Here is a 16,411-nt window from a genome sequence, read left to right as displayed (position 1 = left end):
GGGCGGGCCGGGCCCGGCCCGCCCGGCACGATCCGGAAGGGGCGGTCTAGGAGCGGTGGACGAGCGCCGTCTTCCGGCCCCTGGCGCCGTTCATGACGTGCTCTCGTGCGGGCGGTCCGGGGTGGTGCTGCGACGCGGCTTCCGAGGACTGCTGCCTCGCGTCGCGCACCAGGTTCCACACCACCTTCTGCTGGCGCGTGTCCAGCACCAGGGTGACCATCCCCTCCCAGGCCACGCAGAGTTCGATGAACTCCTGCTGGAGGTCGAGTCGGGCCGCGAGCTCGGCGGACCGGGTGAGGGTCCTCAGCACCACGTGCCCGTCAGGACTCGGCGAGGGGCTGACACGACTGGATCCCACGAGGCCGTTCGAGGCCTTGTAGTGGAGGAAGGCGGCGCGGATGACGCGGCGCTGCTCGTCGAACGTGATCTTCTTCTGTGCTTCCAGGTGCGCCGCGTGCAGCAGCAGTGGATGCACCCGGTAGGCGCCGGCCCGTGTCCGCTGCAACAGTGCCCGGTCGGCGAAGCGCCGGCAGGCGCACCGCACCAGATCGGTCGACAGGCCGAGCGCGGCCGCGACCGAGGTCTCGTCGAGATCGGGGCAGGGCAGGAGCGACAGCCGCAGATAGCGGTCGTGGTCGAAGTCCTCCAGGGAGGTGAACGAGGTGATGAGCCGGCCGATCAGGCTGCGTCCGGGCACCTCCAGCTCGTTGAAGACGGAGGTGGCGGCGAGCCGGTCGCTGAGCTCCCGGAGGTCGAGGAAGTCGCGGGTGGAGATGCGCGCCGCCGCCAGGCGCAGGGCCAGCGGCAGGTTGGCGCACTGCTGGATCAGCGCCCGCGCGTCCTGGGTGTTGAGGCTCTCGAAGCGCTGGTCGAGCATGCAGCTGAGCATTTCCAGGCACTCGTCCTCGTCCGGCACTTCGAGGGAGGTGTGATGAGCCCCGTCGATGCCGTTGAGGATGATGCGGGAGGTGATGATGCAGGCGCTGTCGCGCGAGGGCGGTATGAGCGGTTCCACCTGCTCGATGTCGCGGGCGTCGTCCAGCACGACGAGCAGCCGCTGGCCGGCGGTGATGGTCCGCCACTGCGCCAGCCGCCCTTCCTCCGACGAGGAGATCTCGTCGTCGGGGAGGCCCTTCTGCCGCAGCAGCACCCCGAGGGCGCTGGACACGCTGGCCGTGCAGGACGGCGAGAAGCCGTCCAGGGAGACGAAGAGCTGGCCGTCCGGATAGTGGCGGGCCAGCAGGTGCGCCAGCCGGACGGCCACGGCCGTCTTCCCGACTCCGCCCATTCCGTGAAGGGTCGCCACCGACGGCGAGTGGTGCCCCTCCCCCGAGAGGAGGGTGTGCAGTTCGTCGATCTCGCGTTCGCGTCCGCCGAAGTCCTGGAGGTCCCGCGGCAGGCAGTTGGGCCCGACCGGGACGGCGGGCCATGCCGGGAGGGGCGGCGGTAGCGGACTCTCGCGGGTGTGCGTCCCGCCCGGTGGCCGGCCGGCCGGTGCGGGTACGGCGGTATCGGCGTGCAGGTGCACCGGCTGCCTGTGGATCTTCGACGCCACGCGCAGGATCGAGGTCAACTCGTCGGAGCGGCCCCGCTCCTGGAAGGCCTGCACCGTCTTGTTCAGAAGCACCCGGTGCTGTTCCACCAGTTCGGAGATCCAGCGCTCCTGCCCGCGCGGCTCGGATCCCTCGCAGGGGTTCCCCCGCCAGAGTGCCAGCGCCGAATACGCCAGCGACAGGTCCTCGTCACTCGCGAAGGCGCTCGACATCGCCCGGTCGTACAGCCTGCAGAATTCGGAGACGTCGGATTGCTCGGGCGTCAACTTCAGCATGTAGCCCTCGTGGGACGTCCCCACCAGGTCCCATCCGCGGTCGAGGCTGAGCCTGAGCGCGGAAATCATCTTCCGTACCTGATGGTGCGCGCTGGACGGACGCTTTCCCTTCCATGCGGCGTGGAGGAGTTCCTCCATGCTCACCGAGCTCTCGGGATGGAGAGCAAGACACGAAACCACGGTCCGATATTTCTGTCCGGTCAGTCGCAGGAGCGCGTCGTCGCACCGCACCCGGAGTGACCCCAGCACATCGAAACGGATTAAACCACCCATTACATTTCCCCCGTGCTAACAATACTTACCGAAGAGCCGTCCGTGTGATCCTGACCATCAACCCCCTGACGTGCAGCGGAGAAAGCCGAAGAAAGAAGGGGGAGCGGGATTCGAGAGGGACGCCCGGGAGGAGAGGACGGGAAGACATCCGCGGAATCAGTAACTGTTCAACACCCAGCAAGAATACCAGCACCTTCCGTTCTATGTACTTATTTCTTGTAACATGCAAACTTCTGACACACTCTGCACACAATGTGCCTTCAGAAGCTCTCAACGACCCGGCGCCGGAGGAAATTCCACTGTTCGACCTCACGTCGATGACGCGGCATCGTGGTGACCACTTCGGAACCTCCGTCGCGAACCGATGGCAACCGGCGGACGGCCATGGAAAGGGCCGATCCGGGGCCGATCTCCACAAACGTGTGCGGACTGAAACCACAGTTGCCGACGATCGCCTTCCAGAAGAACACCTTTTCGGCCATCTGGCGCGTCCAGAACCGAGCGCGCTCGGTATTCCGGTCGCTGACCCTTCGTGCCGAGTAGGCCGAGACCATCGGTGACTTCGCCGGCGACAGCTCCCGCTCGCGCCGCGCCAGGAACTCCTCGAACTCGAGGGCGGCCGGGGCCAGGAGCGGAGAGTGGAACGGCTCGGCCGCCGCGGCGCGCATGCACGGCACCCCCCGGGCGCCCAGGCCTCGCACCGTGTCCGGGAGGTCCTCCTCGGCACAGCTCACGACGCACTGGTTGTCCGCGTTCTCCGCCGCGACGACAGCCCGTCCGCCCAGGGCGTCGAGGTGCTCCTGCACCTCCGCCTCCGAGCCGCGGCAGGCGATCATGCCACCGCGGGGAGCCTCTTCGAGCAGCCGCGCCCGCTCGTTCAGGAGCGCACCGGCCAGTTCGAGGTCGAAGACGCCCGCGAGCGTGGCCGCCGCCAATTCGCCCACGCTGTGACCGATCAGGGTCACGTCCGCGCCCTTCAGGTCTTCCGTCCAGACCCTTCCGGCGGCGTAGCCGATCCCGAAGAGCAGCGGCTGGGCGACGGCCCCCTGCTCGAGTTCCCGGGGAGAGCCGTGCCGCCACACCTGCCTGAGCCGCTGCGCGCCGGCGCCGAACGCGTCGAAGAAGTCGTCGAGCGCCCGGCGGAAACGCGGGTCGGCGTCATAGAGCGGGGCCCCCATCGCGCCGAACTGCGAACCCTGCCCGGGCAGCATCAGGACGAGGGGGCCGGGCGAGGTGCCCGCTGCGGCGGCCGACCGCTCCCCCCGGGCAGCGGTCGGCACTCGTCGCACCACGTGATTCACCGGTTCACCAGCCCGTCACGCCGGCCCGGAAGGACGGCAGGTCGTTGGCACGATAGGTCGCCACTCCGGGCAACGACCTCTGGACGAACCCCGAGAGGACCTTGCCCGGCCCCAGCTCCCAGGTCCGCGACACCGACAGCCGCTTGAGCTCGGCCATCACGTCGACCCAGCGCACCCGGTGCACCAGCTGATCGCCGAGCTGGCGCTTGATCTCCTCACCGGACGCGTACGGTGCGGCGGTCGAACCGGAGATCAGGGGCACCCGGGGCGGCCGGAAGTCGAAGCGCTGCAGGTACTCCACGAAGTCCGCCGTCGCGCTCCCCATCAGACTGGAGTGGGCCGGGCCGCCGATCCTCAGCACGGTCGCGCGGGCGTCCGTCATCGTCGTGACCCGCTCGACCAGCAGGTCGATGGCGGCGGTCTGGCCGGAGACCACGGCCTGGAGGGGCTCGTTGTGGTTGGCCACCTCGACCACCTCCCCGGTGTCGGAGCGCACCTGCGCGCAGGCCCGCTCGACCTGCTCGATCGACAGTCCGAGGAGGGCAGCCATCTTCCCGTCCACCCGCTCCTGCACCTGCGCCATGAGCTCACCCCGGCGATGGACGAGCTGGAGCACCTCCCTCCAGGTCAGCACACCGGCCGCCGCGAGGGCCGAATACTCGCCCAGGCTGTGGCCCGCGACGACGTCCGGCTCCGCGCCCCGGGCCCGCGCGGCGACCAGGGCCGTGTAGCTGCACAGGAAGACGGCCGGCTGCGTGACCGGCATGTGCCGCAGCTTCTCGACCGGCCCTTCCTCGCAGAGGCGGGTCAGGGGGTACCCCAGGATCTCGTCCGCCTCCTGCCACAGCGGCTCGACCAGGCCCGGGTACTCCTCGCGCAGGTAGGAGCCCATACCGACCTTCTGGGTCCCCTGGCCGGGAAACAGGAACGCCTTCACCGCGCCACCTCGGCTTCGTGATCGTCGAGGGGGCGCACCGCGTCGTTCCAATCCTGCCGGGCCCGGTCGGGGGCCGTCGGGTACCAGTGGTGATCGGGCCTGATCCAGGCGTCCACCCGGGTGCCGCCGTCGGTCACGGACCCCCGTCGGACGCGGGTCGTGCGGCCGGTGGCCCCGGCCTCGCGCAGCTGGGCCGGGCCGAGGCGGCGGCGGATCCCGCCGGTGGCCGCCGGGTAGCACACGTCGACACCGGCCAGGGAGTCGGCGATCTTCTGCCGGTAGGCCTCGTCGCTGTTCAGGCGTTCGGCCACGCGCGCCTTGCGCGCGGTGGCCGCCCCGTCGGTGTCGAACAGCAGGCGCGCCTGCGCGCGCAGTCTGCGCGCGAGCACGTCCAGCCAGGCGGCGCGTTCCTCCCCGTACTCCAGGAGCCCCTGCGGATCCCCGTCCTCCAGGTGCGTCAGGATCCGCCAGCCGAGCGCCTCGGCGTCCATCAGGGCCGTGTTCAGCGCCTGCCCTCCGATGGGGATGAAGGGATGGGCCGCGTCTCCGCACAGCACGACGCGTCCTTCGACCAGTCGGTGCGCGACGCTCGTGTCGTCGCTGAACGTCCGCAGCCACGAAGGCTCGGCCGGCAGCACCTCGCCGGTGGCGGCGTGCCAGGCGGTGCGGAGGTCGTCCGCCGTGCGCGGCCGGCCCACGGGCCACTGCGGATCGTGGATCATCAGCCGCGTGACCTCGTCGCTGAGCGGGGCGGCGGTGACGGTGTAACGCCCCCGCCGCTCGAAGCGCCGGACCGGCACGCGGGACCGGCGCAGGTCGGCCTGCACCAGGACGCGCGTGGCCGGCGCGCCCTCGCAGGCGATGCCGAGCAGCGCACGGACCGTGCTCTGCTGTCCGTCGGTCGCGACCAGCAGCGCCGCGCGGAAGGTCCGGCCGGTCCGGGTGCGGACCACACGGTGCCCGCCCTGCCCGCGGACGGACTCCACGTGTTCCCCGTACAGCAGCCGCGCGCCGCGGCGGCCGGCCCAGCCGCTCAGGGTCCGTACGAGTTCGGGCTGCGGGCACCGCCGGACGCCGGCCCGGTGGGAATCGACGCGCGAGAGGTCCACGGGCAGGCCGCCGTAGTGCCCGTGGGTGCTGTGGGGCAGCTCGGGTGCGAACTCCACTCCGTGGGAGTCGAAGATCTCCATGGCGCGGGCGTGCAGGGTCGAGGCGCGGATCTGCTGGTCCGCCGCGCCGCGCGATTCCAGTACGGTGACCCGCGCGCCTGCCCCGGCGAGGATCCCCGCCAGGAGCAGACCGCTGGGCCCGGCACCGACGACGACGACGTCGGAGGACTCGGGCACGGGCACGTTCCCGCTCACCGCTGCGGCGCGGCGGCATCGGCCCAGCGAACCGCCGCTTCGAGGGTCCGCAGGCTGTTGTTCCCCAGGTTCCGCCGGGCGATTTCCCTGGCGTCGGCGACGGTCGCGTCCGGGCCGAGGACCTTCTCCACCGCCTCGGGGTTGATCGCCACCGTGTGCTTCGAGGTGACCTTCCAGCTCTCGCCGGACGGGGAGATGGTCCACTCGCCGGTGTGCAGCTCCAACAGCGCCGGCAGCGTCACCTGCTTGTACAGCAGCCTCGCCGGGCTCTGGGACACCCGGTAGGACTCCGTGACGTGGCTGTCGCCGTCCGGTGTCGTCGTCCGCATCCGGAGCAGTTGCAGCCCGTCGGAGAACTCCTTCATCTCGGCCTCGGCGACGTGGTCCAGCCGTCCGGACCACAGTTCGCCGCGGTCCAGGAAGGAGAACAGCAGGACGGGGTCGGCCGTCGTCTCCACCGAGTCCGCGAAGGTGAAGGCGCTCAGCTCGCTGTCCGCCTCCCGTTCGAGGGCGGCCTTCAGCGCCGCGAGTTCCTTGGTGCTGTTGGTGTCCACGGCCCTGGCTATCCAGGCGAGCGCCTCTTCGGAGTCGTCCTCCGCGCGGTAGGTGTGCGTCAGCCGGACGGAGCAGCTGTCCTCGGTCAGGGGCAGGACCTCCCACTCGCCCGACATCTCCGCGACGGGCGGCGCGGTGACCGTCTGCGCGAAGCGGATGGTGCGTGCGACGGGGTCGAGGTGACGCTCGGAGACCCAGGACTTGGGTTCCCCGTTGGCGACGGCCCACAGCTGGATCGTCTGCTTGTTCCCCTCCCGGGCCAGTTCCGAGCTGTGGATGGTCGGTTCGAACATCTGGGACCACTGCCCGACGCTCTCCAGGCGGCGGTACACCTCGTCGGCGCCGCTGCTGATCGTGGTGGTGTGCACGTCGACGCGAGGCCGTTCGGCCATGCGGATCATCTCCTAGAAGTTTCCGAGGCCGCCGCACACGTTGAGTGCCTGGGCCGTGATCGAGGCGGCGCCTTCGGTGGTGAGGTACTCGACGAGGGAGGCGACCTCGTCGGGCGTGCTGTACCTGCCGAGCGGGATCTTCGCCTCGAAGGCGGTCAGGACCTCCGCCTCCGTGGTCTCCCAGGCGTCGGCGTACGCGCGCCGCACCCGGGTGGCCATCGGCGTCTCCACATATCCCGGGCAGACCGCGTTCATCGCGATGCCCCGGGGCGCGAGCTCCTTGCCCACGGCCTTGGTGAAGCCGACCACGCCGTGCTTGGAGGCGGAGTAGGGGGCGGCCAGCAGGACGCCCTGCTTGCCCGCGGTGGAGGCGATGTTGACGATGCGGCCGTGCTCGACGTCGTGGATGCCGCCGCGGGCCAGCACCTCCCGGGTGACGTAGAAGACGCTGTCGAGGTTGGTGCCGAGCACCTCCCGCCACAGCTCGTCGGTCAGTTCCGCCGTCTTGCCGCCGCCGTTGCGGCCGGCGTTGTTGACCAGGATCCCGATGGGTCCGTTCGCTTCCACGGCGCGGCCGACCAGCTCGCGCACCTGCCCGGGGTCACTGACGTCGGCGACCAACGTGGTGACGGAAACGCCGAGTTCGGCGAGTTCCTCGGCGGCCGACCGGAGCTTCTCGGGGTCCCGGCCGCAGATGGACACGGTGTGCCCGGCCTTCCCGAGGCGTTGCGCGACGGCCTTGCCGATACCGCTCGACCCGCCGGTGACGAGGGCGTGACGCGGAGCGGTCATGACGTCGCCGCCCGGCTCTCGAGGGCCTGGTTGATCGCGTCCAGCAGCTGCTGGGGCGTGTCGAGGTCGTTGAACACCGAGTCGTCGATCTCGATGTCGTTCTCGCGGCCGAGGCGCAGGCCGGTCTCCAGGACGGCCAGGGAGTCGTAGCCGAGGTCGGCGAACGCCTTGGTCGGGAGGTCCCGGTCGAGGTCGACGCCCTCGTCGACCCCCGAGCCCTCCTGGAGGGCGCGCTTGAGGTCGTCCATGGTGACGCGTGCGGTCATGTCGTTCTCTCCTTCGGTCATGCCCCGACGATCAGGGCGGAGTTGAACCCACCGATGCCCCTGGCGAGCACCAGGGCGTGGGTGAAGCGGTGCGGGCGGGCGGTGGTGCACAGGTCGATCCCGAGGGACGCGTCCGTTTCGACGTTGACGGTCGGGGGGATCGTCTGGTCGCGCAGGGCGAGCACCGCCGTGGCGACGTCGAGCGAGGCGGTTCCGCACCCCATGCGGCCCGTGGCCGCCTTGGGCGCGGTGACGGGGACGGAGTTCCGCCCGAAGACCTCCGCGATGGCGGCGGCCTCGGCCCGGTCCGCCTGCCGGGTGCCGGCCGCGTCGGCGAAGACCACGCCGATGTCGCGGGCGCGCAGCCGGGCCGCGTCGAGTGCGAGGCGGATCGCCCGGACCAGACCCGTCCCCGGGTCGGCCAGCGGGTCGTCCACGGTCGCCCCGTGGCCGAGCACCGACGCGTACCGCCCGTCGCTCTCGGAGCGGAGGACGAGGTGGGCCCCGCCCTCGCCGTTGACCCACCCGCCCGCCCGTTCGTCGAACGGCAGGTACGCGGTGCGCGGGTCGGCGGACTTCGACAGGTGGCCGGTCGAGGTGTGCGCGACCCGCCCCCAGGGGCACATGGTGCTGTCCACCGAGCCGGTGAGCATGACCCGGTTCCCGCGTGCCAGGCGGCGGGCGGCGGTCGCGATGGCGTCGAGGCCGCCGGCGTCGTCGGCGACGATCACTCCGCTGTGGCCCTGGCAGCCGTGGCGGATGGAGATCTGGCCGGTGTTGACCGCGTAGAACCAGGCGTAGGACTGGTGGGTGCTGACGTACTTGGGGCCCTTGGACCACAGGTTCTGCAGTTCCTTCTGCCCGAACGCGTAGCCGCCCGCGGTGGAGGCGGTCATGACGCCGATGTCGAGGGGGTCGACCCGGTCCGCGTCGATGCCGCTGTCGTCGAACGCCCCTGCCGCGGCGACCAGCGACATCTGTGTCATGCGGTCGGTGGCGGGCAGCAGCCTGCTGGGCAGTTCCTCCTGGCTGAAGTGGGGGACCTCGCCGCTGATGGGGTTGTCGTAGCGGGTGGAGTCGAACGACCGGGTCGGCCCCAGGCCGCTGCACCCGTCGAGGAGGGCCTTCCAGTGCTCTTCCCGGGACAGGCCCAGCGGGGAGACGACACCGATGCCGGTGATGTGTGCGGTCATGAGCGCTTCTCCGGATCCGCGAGGACCATGGCGCTCTGGAACCCTCCGAAACCGCTGCCGGTCGTCAGGATTCCGTCGGTCTGCTGTTCCCTCGCATGTACGGGTACGTAGTCCAGGTCGAGCTCCGGGTCCGGCCGGGTGAGGTTGGCCGTCGGCGGGATCACGTCGTACCGCAGCGCCAGGGCGCACGCGGCGATCTCCAGCGAGCCGATGGCACCCAGCGAGTGGCCCACCATGGACTTGATGGAGCTGATGGGCACGTGGCGGGCTGCGGTGCCCAGGGCGGCCTTGAGCGCAGCGGTCTCGTGCCGGTCGTTCTGCTTGGTCCCGCTGCCGTGGGCGTTGACGTAGTCGAGCTCGTCGGGGTGCATCCGGGCCTGGGTCAGGGCGGCGGTGACGGCCTGCGCCAGCTCGCGCCCGTCGGCCTTCAGGCCGGTCATGTGGTAGGCGTTGCAGCGGCTGGCGTACCCCTTGATCTCGCCGTAGACGCGCGCGCCGCGGCGCAGGGCGGACTCCTCGGACTCCAGGACGAACATCGCGCTGCCCTCGCCGAGGACGAATCCGCCCCGTGTCGCGTCGAACGGCCGGGAGGCCGTCTCCGGGGTGTCGTTGTAGGTCGAGGTCGCCTTGATCGTGTCGAAGCAGGCGACGGTGATGGGCGAGATGGGCGCGTCGGTGGCCCCGCAGACGACGGAGTCCAGGATGCCGTCCTGGATCAGTTCCCAGGCGTTGCCCACGGCGTCGATCCCGGAGGTGCAGCCGGTCGACACGACGCCGCTCTGCCCGGTGACGCCGAACTCCCGGGCGATGCCGGCGGCGAACGAGCTGGGTACGAAGTACGAGTAGAGCTGGGCCGGGGAATCGGGGATCACGTCCCAGAGGGACCCGTCCGCGCTGAGCCGGCGGTAGACCTCCTCCAGCTTGGTCGTGGCGCCGACCGCGGAGCCCACGACGACCCCGGCGCGGTCGGGCGGGCACGTGTCCCGCCAGCCCGCGTCCTCCACCGCCTCACGGGCGGCGACCAGGGCGAACTGGGCCGCCCGGTCCAGCTCCACGGACTGCTGCTCGGTCAGCCCCGCGGCCTCGGCCCGGAAGTCGACCTCGGCGGCCACCTGGGACCTGAACGGCTCCGGGTCGCAGAGACTGAGCCGCCGGGTGGCGGTGCGCCCCTGGACCAGGAGGTCCCAGAAGGCGTCGCGGCCGACTCCGCCGGGCGCGACGACCCCGACCCCGGTGATGAACACGCGGCGGCTCAACGCTCGGCCCTCCAGTGGTAGAAGCGCTGGGCCATCGCGTCCTTCGGCGAGCGCCAGGTCGGGGAGTAGGCCTCGATGTACGGCCTGAGGTCGTTGCTGATGCCGATGAACCGCGGGTCGGTCTTCGCCGCCTCCACCGCGGCGGTCCCGTCGGGGGTCTCGAAGTCCTGGAGGTGGAAGTAGAGGCCGTGGTACTGGAAGAGCTCGCGGCGCAGGGTACCCATCCGCGCAGGCATGTCGGTGGCGTCGAACGCGCTGAAGACGTCCGCCACAGCGTCCGCGTGGCGGGGGTCCATCCGGGCGACGATCAGAGAGCTGTACAAGGGTCTTCCTCCTCTGGTTGTGCGGCGGGCTCGCCGAGCCAACGGGTGAGCGAGGCGCTCAGCCCGTCGCTGCGCGGGCCCGCCCAGGCGATGTGGCCGTCCGGCCGGACGAGCAGGTTCGGGGGCTCGGCGGCGCCGGGTTTCCGTCGCGGTTCCTTCGGCCGCGCGTGCACCACGCGCACCCGGTCCCCCCACCGCGCGGCGAGCGGGGACGCCGCGCCGTCGTCGGCGAGGAGGACCAGCAGGGCGGAGCCGTGCCGCAGTTCTTCGACGACGTCGCCGCCGGCCCCGGCCACGGTGAAGGCGTCCGGTGCCAGCCGCTCGCCCACCGGGGGCCGCGCCTGCGGGTCGCCCATGTCGTACCGGATGTCCAGTCCGCTGACTCCGTCGGCCAGCCGGACCGACACCTGCGGCACCTCCAGCAGCCGCCGCACGATCTCGCGCAGCGGGTCCGCCTCCGGTCCGCGCAGGAACAGCTGCCCCTGGGCGGCCGTGTTGAGCAGCAGCTCCCGGCCGACCGGGTGCCGCTCGGCGTGGTAGCTGTCCAGGAGGGAATCCGGTGCACGGCCCCGGCTCACCAGTGCGAGCTTCCAGCCGAGGTTCACCGCGTCCTGGAGCGAAACGTTCATGCCCTGGCCGCCCGCCGGAAGGTGCGTGTGCGCGCTGTCCCCGACGAGCAGCACACGGCCGTCCCGGTACGACTCCACGAGGGACGAGGCGTCGGAGAAGGAGCTCGCCCACAGGCATTCGCCGTCCGCCAGGGGCTTGCCGACGACGTTCTCGTACGCGTGCTTGATCTCGGCGTGGGTCACCGGTGCGCCCTGCGGCCGCGTCGGCCGGGAGAAGTCGCAGACGATGACCCGTTCCGTCCCGTCGCCCAGCGGCGCGGACATGACCATGCCCTTCTCGTGCTTGACCCCGAAGGGCTCGTTGGGCAGCCCGCAACCGCGCAGGTCACCGAGGAGCATCTGGACGGAAGGAGGGGTGCGGCGGACGGGCATGCCGATCGCTTCGCGAACGGCACTGGCCGCCCCGTCGCAACCGGCCACGTAGCCGGCCTCGACGGTGTGCCGCCCGGCCGGACCGCTGAGCACGCAGCGGTATCCGGAGTCGGTGCGCTCCATCGACTCCAGCCTCCATGGCCTCAGGGCCGTGACCCCCCGCTCCTCGCACCAGTCGGCGAGGACCTGTTCGGTCCTGGACTGCGGGTACTGGTTGGCCGGTCTCAGCGTGCTGGACAGGAAGTCGCCGTCGATGTTCAGGCCGGCGAAGTGCACTCCCGGTACCTGGACGAGCCCCTCGAAGCGGCCCAGGATGCCGCGCTGCTTGAAGATCTCCAACGTCCGGACCGTGAAGCCCAGGGCCCGGGACTGTCCGCTCGGGCTCGGCAGTGCGTCGATCAGCAGCGGCTGGACTCCGTGGAGCGCCAGCTCGGCGCTGAGCATGAGACCTGTGGGACCGGCTCCCACGACGAGAACCGGTACGTGCGACCGAATGGCTTCTGCGGCGTGCAACGTCATGTCGCTTACGGTGCTCGCAATTGCGCGGCCGGAGTAGGTCACCTGTGGTGAGGACGGGGGTATATCCGTGCTATCGCAGGGGAACTCCCTTGATGGGCACGGGATTCGGAGAAGAGTGGGGGCGGCCTTCGGGCTGCGCCCGTACCGGTTGCGGCCGGGGCACGTGCGCAGCCGAAGGCCCTGGGTTCCGTCAGCGGTCAGGAGCGGACGGCGACGACGTCCGCGCGCAGCGGCTTCAGCGCGGCCGACCAGGCGAGGACCTCGTCCAGCATCGTGTTGACCGCCGGCTCCTGCCGCTCCCCCGGCGCGAACCGGCCGGCCGACGTCGGGTCCGTCATGTCGCATCCCGTGTAGTCGAAGTCGGCGAACACCGACAGGGCGACCTGGCTCCGCACATCCGCGACCTTCACCTCGGCCAGCGCCAGCCGCAGGTGTTCGACGGCGCGGGTCCCGCCGTGCACGCCGTAGCCGACGAATCCGGCCGCCTTGTCGTTCCACTCGGCGAACAGGTGGTCTACGGCGTTCTTCAGCGCCGCGGGCACGGAGTGGTTGTACTCGGGGGTCACGAACACGAACCCGTCGAACGAGCCGATGGCGTCGGCCCACCGCCGGGTGGTCTCGTTCCGGTACTGGCCGAACAGGGCGGGTACGGGCTCGTCCAGCAACGGCAGCGCGTAGTCCGCCAGGTCGACCAGTTCGAAGGTAGCCTCGCCCACTACGGCCGCGGGGTGCCGGGCGGCGACCTCGGTGACCCACCGGGCCACCGCCTCACCGCGACGGCCGGGGCGGGTGCTTCCGAGCACGACGGCGATCCTGATCATCTGATCTGCTCCTTCTGTCTGTTCCGAGCCCCGGAACGCCCGGCGGCTCCGTGTCCTGGGAGGTACGGCGACGTCACGTCCACGCCCCGGGGTGACCGGCGCCTTCGCCCCGGACCCGGCTCGCGAGGTGGCGTCCGGTGACCGAGGCCCGGCTCTCCATCAGGTCCTCGGGCAGCCCCGCGAACACGACGTCGCCGCCGGCCGCACCGGCACCCGGCCCCATGTCGATCACCCAGTCCGCCTGCGCGATGACGTCCAGGTCGTGTTCCACCACGACGACGGTGCTGCCCTTCATGACCAGTTGGTCCAGCAGACCGAGCAGACGTCCCACGTCCTGGCGGTGCAGCCCGGCCGTCGGCTCGTCGACCACGTAGAAGTCGGAGGGCGAGGCGAGTTCGACGGCGAGCTTGAGCCGCTGGCGCTCACCCCCGGAGAGCGTCGACAGCGGCTGTCCGAGCCCCAGGTAGCCGAGTCCGGCCCCTTCCAGGCTCGCCAGCACGTCCCGGATCGCCGGTTCCGTGAAGAACGCGCACGCCTCACTGATGGACATGGCGAGGACGTCGGCGATGCTGCGGTCGCGCAGCCGGTGGGCGAGCACCTCGCTGCGGAACCGGGTGCCTTCGCACTCCTCGCAGGGCGATTCCACGGTGTCGCCGCGGCCGAGCTCCGTCACGACGACGCCGAGGCCGTTGCAGGCCGGGCAGGCGCCGGCCGAGTTCGAGGAGAACTGGGCGGCACTCACCCCGGTGGCACGGGCGAAGGCCTTGCGGATCGGGTCGAGGATGCCCGTCCAGCTCGCCGGGGTGCTGCGCCTGCTGCCACGGGGCAGGCTCTGGTCGATGATCACGCAGGAGTCCAGGCGGGAGGGCAGCACTCCCCGGGCCAGCGAGCTCTTGCCCGCTCCCGCGACACCGCTCACGGCGACGAAGACGCCGAGGGGGATCTCCACGGTGATGTCACGCAGGTTGTGCAGGTCCGCGTTCTCCACCCGCAGCCGGCCCCGGGGTTCGCGGGCGGTGCGCAGCTGCGGCACGCTACGCAGCGACGCGGCGGTGGGTCCGTCGGAGGCGGGGAGCCCGCTCGGCGGACCGGCGTAGACGATCGTCCCGCCGTGGGTGCCCGCGCCGGGTCCGAGGTCGACGACGGCGTCGGCGACGTCGAGGACCTGCGGGTCGTGCTCGACGACGAGCACGGTGTTGCCCTTGTCGCGCAGGCTCGCCATCACTTGCAGCACCCGGTCGACGTCGTCGGCGTGCAGGCCTGTCGTCGGTTCGTCGAAGACGTACGTCAGATCGGTCAGCGCCGAGCCTAGGTGGCGCACCATCTTGACCCGCTGGGACTCGCCGCCGGACAGCGTGCCCGCACGGCGCTGGAGGTTGAGGTAGCCGAGGCCGAGCTCGACCATGGCGGTGAGCGCGCCGCGGATGCCGTGGACGACGCCCGCCATGGCGGGGTCGTTCCACTGCTGCACGACTTCGAGGAGCCGGGCGATCTCCATACCGGTGCACTCGGCGATGCCCAGGCCGTTGACCCGTACGGAGCGGGCCTCCTCCGACAGGCGGCTGCCCTCGCACGCCGCGCACTGCGCGGTGCTGGCGATCTGTTCGACCGCGGCCCGCACGTGCGGCTGGAGCGATTCGCGCTCCTTGTTCAGGTACAGGCGCCGCAGCTTGGGCAGGAGGCCCTCGTACGTCACCTTCAGCGAGCGGCTGTCGGTCTTGGCGTGCTCCAGGTGCAGCAGCCTCTCCCACTCCAGGTCGCCGTACTTGGCCAGGGGGAGGTCGGGGTCGAAGAAGCCGGAGTTGACGAAGATCGACCAGAATCCGGTGCCGACGGCGAAGGTGGGGAACAGCAGCGCGCCGTCGTTGAGGGAGAGGTCCCGGTCCACCAGCTGGTCGATGTCGACCTCCGTGACCACTCCGGTGCCCGAGCAGGTCGGGCACATGCCGGCGGGGTCGTTGAACGAGAACCGGCTGGGGGACCCGATGTGCGGGGAGCCGTGCCGCGAGAAGAGCTGGCGCAGGAGGCCGTACGTGTCGGTGGCGGTCCCGATGGTGGACCGCGGGTCCGCGCCCAGCCGCTTCTGGTCCACGGTCACGACGGCGGAGAGGTTGCGCAGGCTGTCGACGTCGGGACGCACCGTCTGGGGCAACAGCCCCTGGACGAACGTCGGCTGGGTCTCGTTGAGCAGGCGCTGCGACTCGGCCGCGATGGTGCCGAGCACCAGGGAGCTCTTGCCCGAGCCCGAGACGCCGGTGAAGACGGTGAGCGCGCCCTTGCGTACGTCGATCGAGACGTCTCGGAGGTTGTTGGTGCGTGCCCCGCGCACCTCGATGTGGCCGCTGTCGTGGGACAGCCTGTTCGTCGCCGCGGCCGCTTCGTGACGGTGTGCGCCGTCGACGGGCTGCTCCGCGGCGACCACTGTCGCTGCCTCGGTCAGTGAGCGGGCGGGATTCAAGGAGTCTCCTGTGATTGCCGGGCTGGACGAGCCAGGCTAGGAGCAGTAGAGGTCAGCTTCTGACCTCTACTTCCTCACGTGAGCGCGGTCACATGGCCGGTTCGCCCCCTGGGGTGGACGCGTCGGCCGGGGCCGCCGCGCGCGCGTCGGACCGGGGGATGTCGACGTCGATACGGCCCATCACACGGCGGGCCGCCTCGGCGAGTTCGGGCGGGCTCTCGACGGTGAACCGGCAGCCGAAGGTGACCAGGAAGCCGATGAGCGCCGACCACGACCAGGCCCCCATCCGCATCCGGGTGATCCGCTCGTCGACCGCTTCGAAACTCGCCGCGCCCGGGGCCCACTTGGCCACCAGCGCCGCGGGGCACTCCATCAGGACGGTGCCCCAGCAGGGCCAGGTGTCCGGGGTGTCGCCGCGGTCGGGCTGGCTCTGGACGAAGCGGGTGACGTCCCTCTCGGGGACGTCGCGCGGGGTGAAGCGCCACCCGGTGGGAGCCGGCTGTTCGATCCGGTCGAGCCGGTAGGCGCGCCAGGCGCCCTCGCGCTGGTCGTAGGCCACCATGTACCAGCGCCCCGACCAGACGACGAGCCGGTGGGGTTCGGCGAGGACCTCGCTGCCGTCCACCTCGTCGACCTCGATGGACCGGTAGGTGAACCGCACGAGTTCCCGCTCCTGGGCGGCGGCGCTCAGCCGTGCCACCAGTCCCGGGTCGACCTGGGGCGGGGCCAGCTCCCATGCGTTCTCGATCTGTTCGATGGAGAAGGTCGCGAGGCGGCGGGAGAGGTGGGGCGGCAGGAGTTCCCTTATGGAGTTCAGCGCGCGCTTGGTGGCGTCGCCCATGCCGGCCACCGAGGCGGGCGCCGTCTGGAGGGACAGGGCGATGGCGATGGCCTGCTCGTCATCGACTATCAGCGGCGGAAGGCGCGCCCCGCGGGACAGCCGGTAGTAGCCGGAGGGGCCTTTCGTCGCCGTGACGGGGTAGCCCAGTTCACGGAGCCGATTGATGTCGCGGCGGACGGTTCGCGGGGACACCCCCAGCCGCTCGGCCAGCCCGTCGCCGGTCCACTCCTTCTGTGCCTGAAGCAGGCTGAGGAGCTCCAGTGTGCGGTTGGCGATCAAGAATTGCCCTCC

General features: G+C 71.0%; 14 protein-coding genes. All 14 read right to left on the bottom strand.

All coding sequences use genetic code 11. The annotated features are described in order from the left end of the window. Positions 1 to 46: 46 nt before the first annotated feature. The gene (locus ACXNSR_RS34970) at positions 47 to 1,897 is read right to left on the bottom strand and encodes an NB-ARC domain-containing protein (RefSeq protein WP_458639336.1); all 1,851 of its coding nucleotides are present in this window, start codon (positions 1,895 to 1,897) and stop codon (positions 47 to 49) included. Positions 1,898 to 2,361: 464 nt separating this feature from the next. Continuing rightward, positions 2,362 to 3,312 carry an acyltransferase domain-containing protein gene (locus ACXNSR_RS34965; RefSeq protein WP_458639335.1) on the bottom strand — a complete coding sequence of 317 codons (951 nt, stop codon included), beginning with the start codon at positions 3,310 to 3,312 and terminating at the stop codon, positions 2,362 to 2,364. Between the two features lie 94 nt (positions 3,313 to 3,406). Continuing rightward, positions 3,407 to 4,339: an ACP S-malonyltransferase gene (fabD, locus tag ACXNSR_RS34960; RefSeq protein WP_458639334.1), complete on the bottom strand. Its 933-nt coding sequence runs from the start codon at positions 4,337 to 4,339 to the stop codon at positions 3,407 to 3,409. Continuing rightward, positions 4,336 to 5,685: an FAD-dependent monooxygenase gene (locus ACXNSR_RS34955; RefSeq protein WP_458639333.1), complete on the bottom strand. Its 1,350-nt coding sequence runs from the start codon at positions 5,683 to 5,685 to the stop codon at positions 4,336 to 4,338. The genes fabD and ACXNSR_RS34955 overlap by 4 nt, the downstream gene beginning before the upstream one ends. A 14-nt stretch (positions 5,686 to 5,699) precedes the next feature. Then, on the bottom strand, positions 5,700 to 6,650 hold the full coding sequence (locus tag ACXNSR_RS34950) for an aromatase/cyclase (protein WP_458639332.1): 951 nt from the start codon (positions 6,648 to 6,650) through the stop codon (positions 5,700 to 5,702). A 12-nt stretch (positions 6,651 to 6,662) separates the two neighbouring features. Then, the gene (locus tag ACXNSR_RS34945; protein ID WP_458639331.1) at positions 6,663 to 7,442 is read right to left on the bottom strand and encodes an SDR family NAD(P)-dependent oxidoreductase; all 780 of its coding nucleotides are present in this window, start codon (positions 7,440 to 7,442) and stop codon (positions 6,663 to 6,665) included. Continuing rightward, a complete protein-coding gene (locus ACXNSR_RS34940) occupies positions 7,439 to 7,729 on the bottom strand; it encodes an acyl carrier protein (RefSeq protein ID WP_458639330.1) in 291 nt (96 codons plus the stop codon). Before ACXNSR_RS34940 ends, ACXNSR_RS34945 begins: the two co-directional genes overlap by 4 nt. Further along, positions 7,726 to 8,901 carry a ketosynthase chain-length factor gene (locus ACXNSR_RS34935; protein ID WP_458639329.1) on the bottom strand — a complete coding sequence of 392 codons (1,176 nt, stop codon included), beginning with the start codon at positions 8,899 to 8,901 and terminating at the stop codon, positions 7,726 to 7,728. Before ACXNSR_RS34935 ends, ACXNSR_RS34940 begins: the two co-directional genes overlap by 4 nt. Next, positions 8,898 to 10,157, bottom strand: a complete 1,260-nt coding sequence (locus ACXNSR_RS34930) for a beta-ketoacyl-[acyl-carrier-protein] synthase family protein (protein ID WP_458639328.1) — start codon at positions 10,155 to 10,157, stop codon at positions 8,898 to 8,900. Before ACXNSR_RS34930 ends, ACXNSR_RS34935 begins: the two co-directional genes overlap by 4 nt. Then, the gene (locus ACXNSR_RS34925) at positions 10,154 to 10,480 is read right to left on the bottom strand and encodes a TcmI family type II polyketide cyclase (RefSeq protein ID WP_458639327.1); all 327 of its coding nucleotides are present in this window, start codon (positions 10,478 to 10,480) and stop codon (positions 10,154 to 10,156) included. Before ACXNSR_RS34925 ends, ACXNSR_RS34930 begins: the two co-directional genes overlap by 4 nt. Further along, entirely contained in the window at positions 10,465 to 12,000 is a 1,536-nt protein-coding gene (locus ACXNSR_RS34920) for an FAD-dependent monooxygenase (protein ID WP_458639326.1), read from the bottom strand. The genes ACXNSR_RS34925 and ACXNSR_RS34920 overlap by 16 nt, the downstream gene beginning before the upstream one ends. Before the next feature lie 197 nt (positions 12,001 to 12,197). Next, a complete protein-coding gene (locus ACXNSR_RS34915) occupies positions 12,198 to 12,821 on the bottom strand; it encodes an NADPH-dependent FMN reductase (protein ID WP_458639325.1) in 624 nt (207 codons plus the stop codon). 73 nt (positions 12,822 to 12,894) lie between these two features. Beyond that, positions 12,895 to 15,177 (bottom strand): ATP-binding cassette domain-containing protein, encoded by a 2,283-nt coding sequence (locus ACXNSR_RS34910; protein WP_458643474.1) that lies wholly within the window; start codon positions 15,175 to 15,177, stop codon positions 12,895 to 12,897. Between the two features lie 190 nt (positions 15,178 to 15,367). Continuing rightward, complete coding sequence (locus ACXNSR_RS34905; RefSeq protein WP_458639324.1) at positions 15,368 to 16,399, bottom strand: helix-turn-helix transcriptional regulator; 1,032 nt, start codon at positions 16,397 to 16,399, stop codon at positions 15,368 to 15,370. Positions 16,400 to 16,411: the final 12 nt, after the last annotated feature.

This window comes from Streptomyces sp. NC-S4 (assembly GCF_054353315.1).
The sequence above is the reverse complement of the archived record's forward strand: the minus strand, read 5'-3'. Positions and strand labels throughout refer to the sequence as shown.

Coding starts and splice junctions, on each gene's coding strand:
- ACXNSR_RS34920 (WP_458639326.1), bottom strand. CDS start 12,000: ATGACGTTGCACGCCGCAGAAGCCATTCGGTCGCACGTACCGGTTCTC.
- ACXNSR_RS34950 (WP_458639332.1), bottom strand. CDS start 6,650: ATGGCCGAACGGCCTCGCGTCGACGTGCACACCACCACGATCAGCAGC.
- ACXNSR_RS34940 (WP_458639330.1), bottom strand. CDS start 7,729: ATGACCGAAGGAGAGAACGACATGACCGCACGCGTCACCATGGACGAC.
- ACXNSR_RS34945 (WP_458639331.1), bottom strand. CDS start 7,442: ATGACCGCTCCGCGTCACGCCCTCGTCACCGGCGGGTCGAGCGGTATC.
- ACXNSR_RS34915 (WP_458639325.1), bottom strand. CDS start 12,821: ATGATCAGGATCGCCGTCGTGCTCGGAAGCACCCGCCCCGGCCGTCGC.
- ACXNSR_RS34965 (WP_458639335.1), bottom strand. CDS start 3,312: ATGCTGCCCGGGCAGGGTTCGCAGTTCGGCGCGATGGGGGCCCCGCTC.
- ACXNSR_RS34935 (WP_458639329.1), bottom strand. CDS start 8,901: ATGACCGCACACATCACCGGCATCGGTGTCGTCTCCCCGCTGGGCCTG.
- ACXNSR_RS34970 (WP_458639336.1), bottom strand. CDS start 1,897: ATGATTTCCGCGCTCAGGCTCAGCCTCGACCGCGGATGGGACCTGGTG.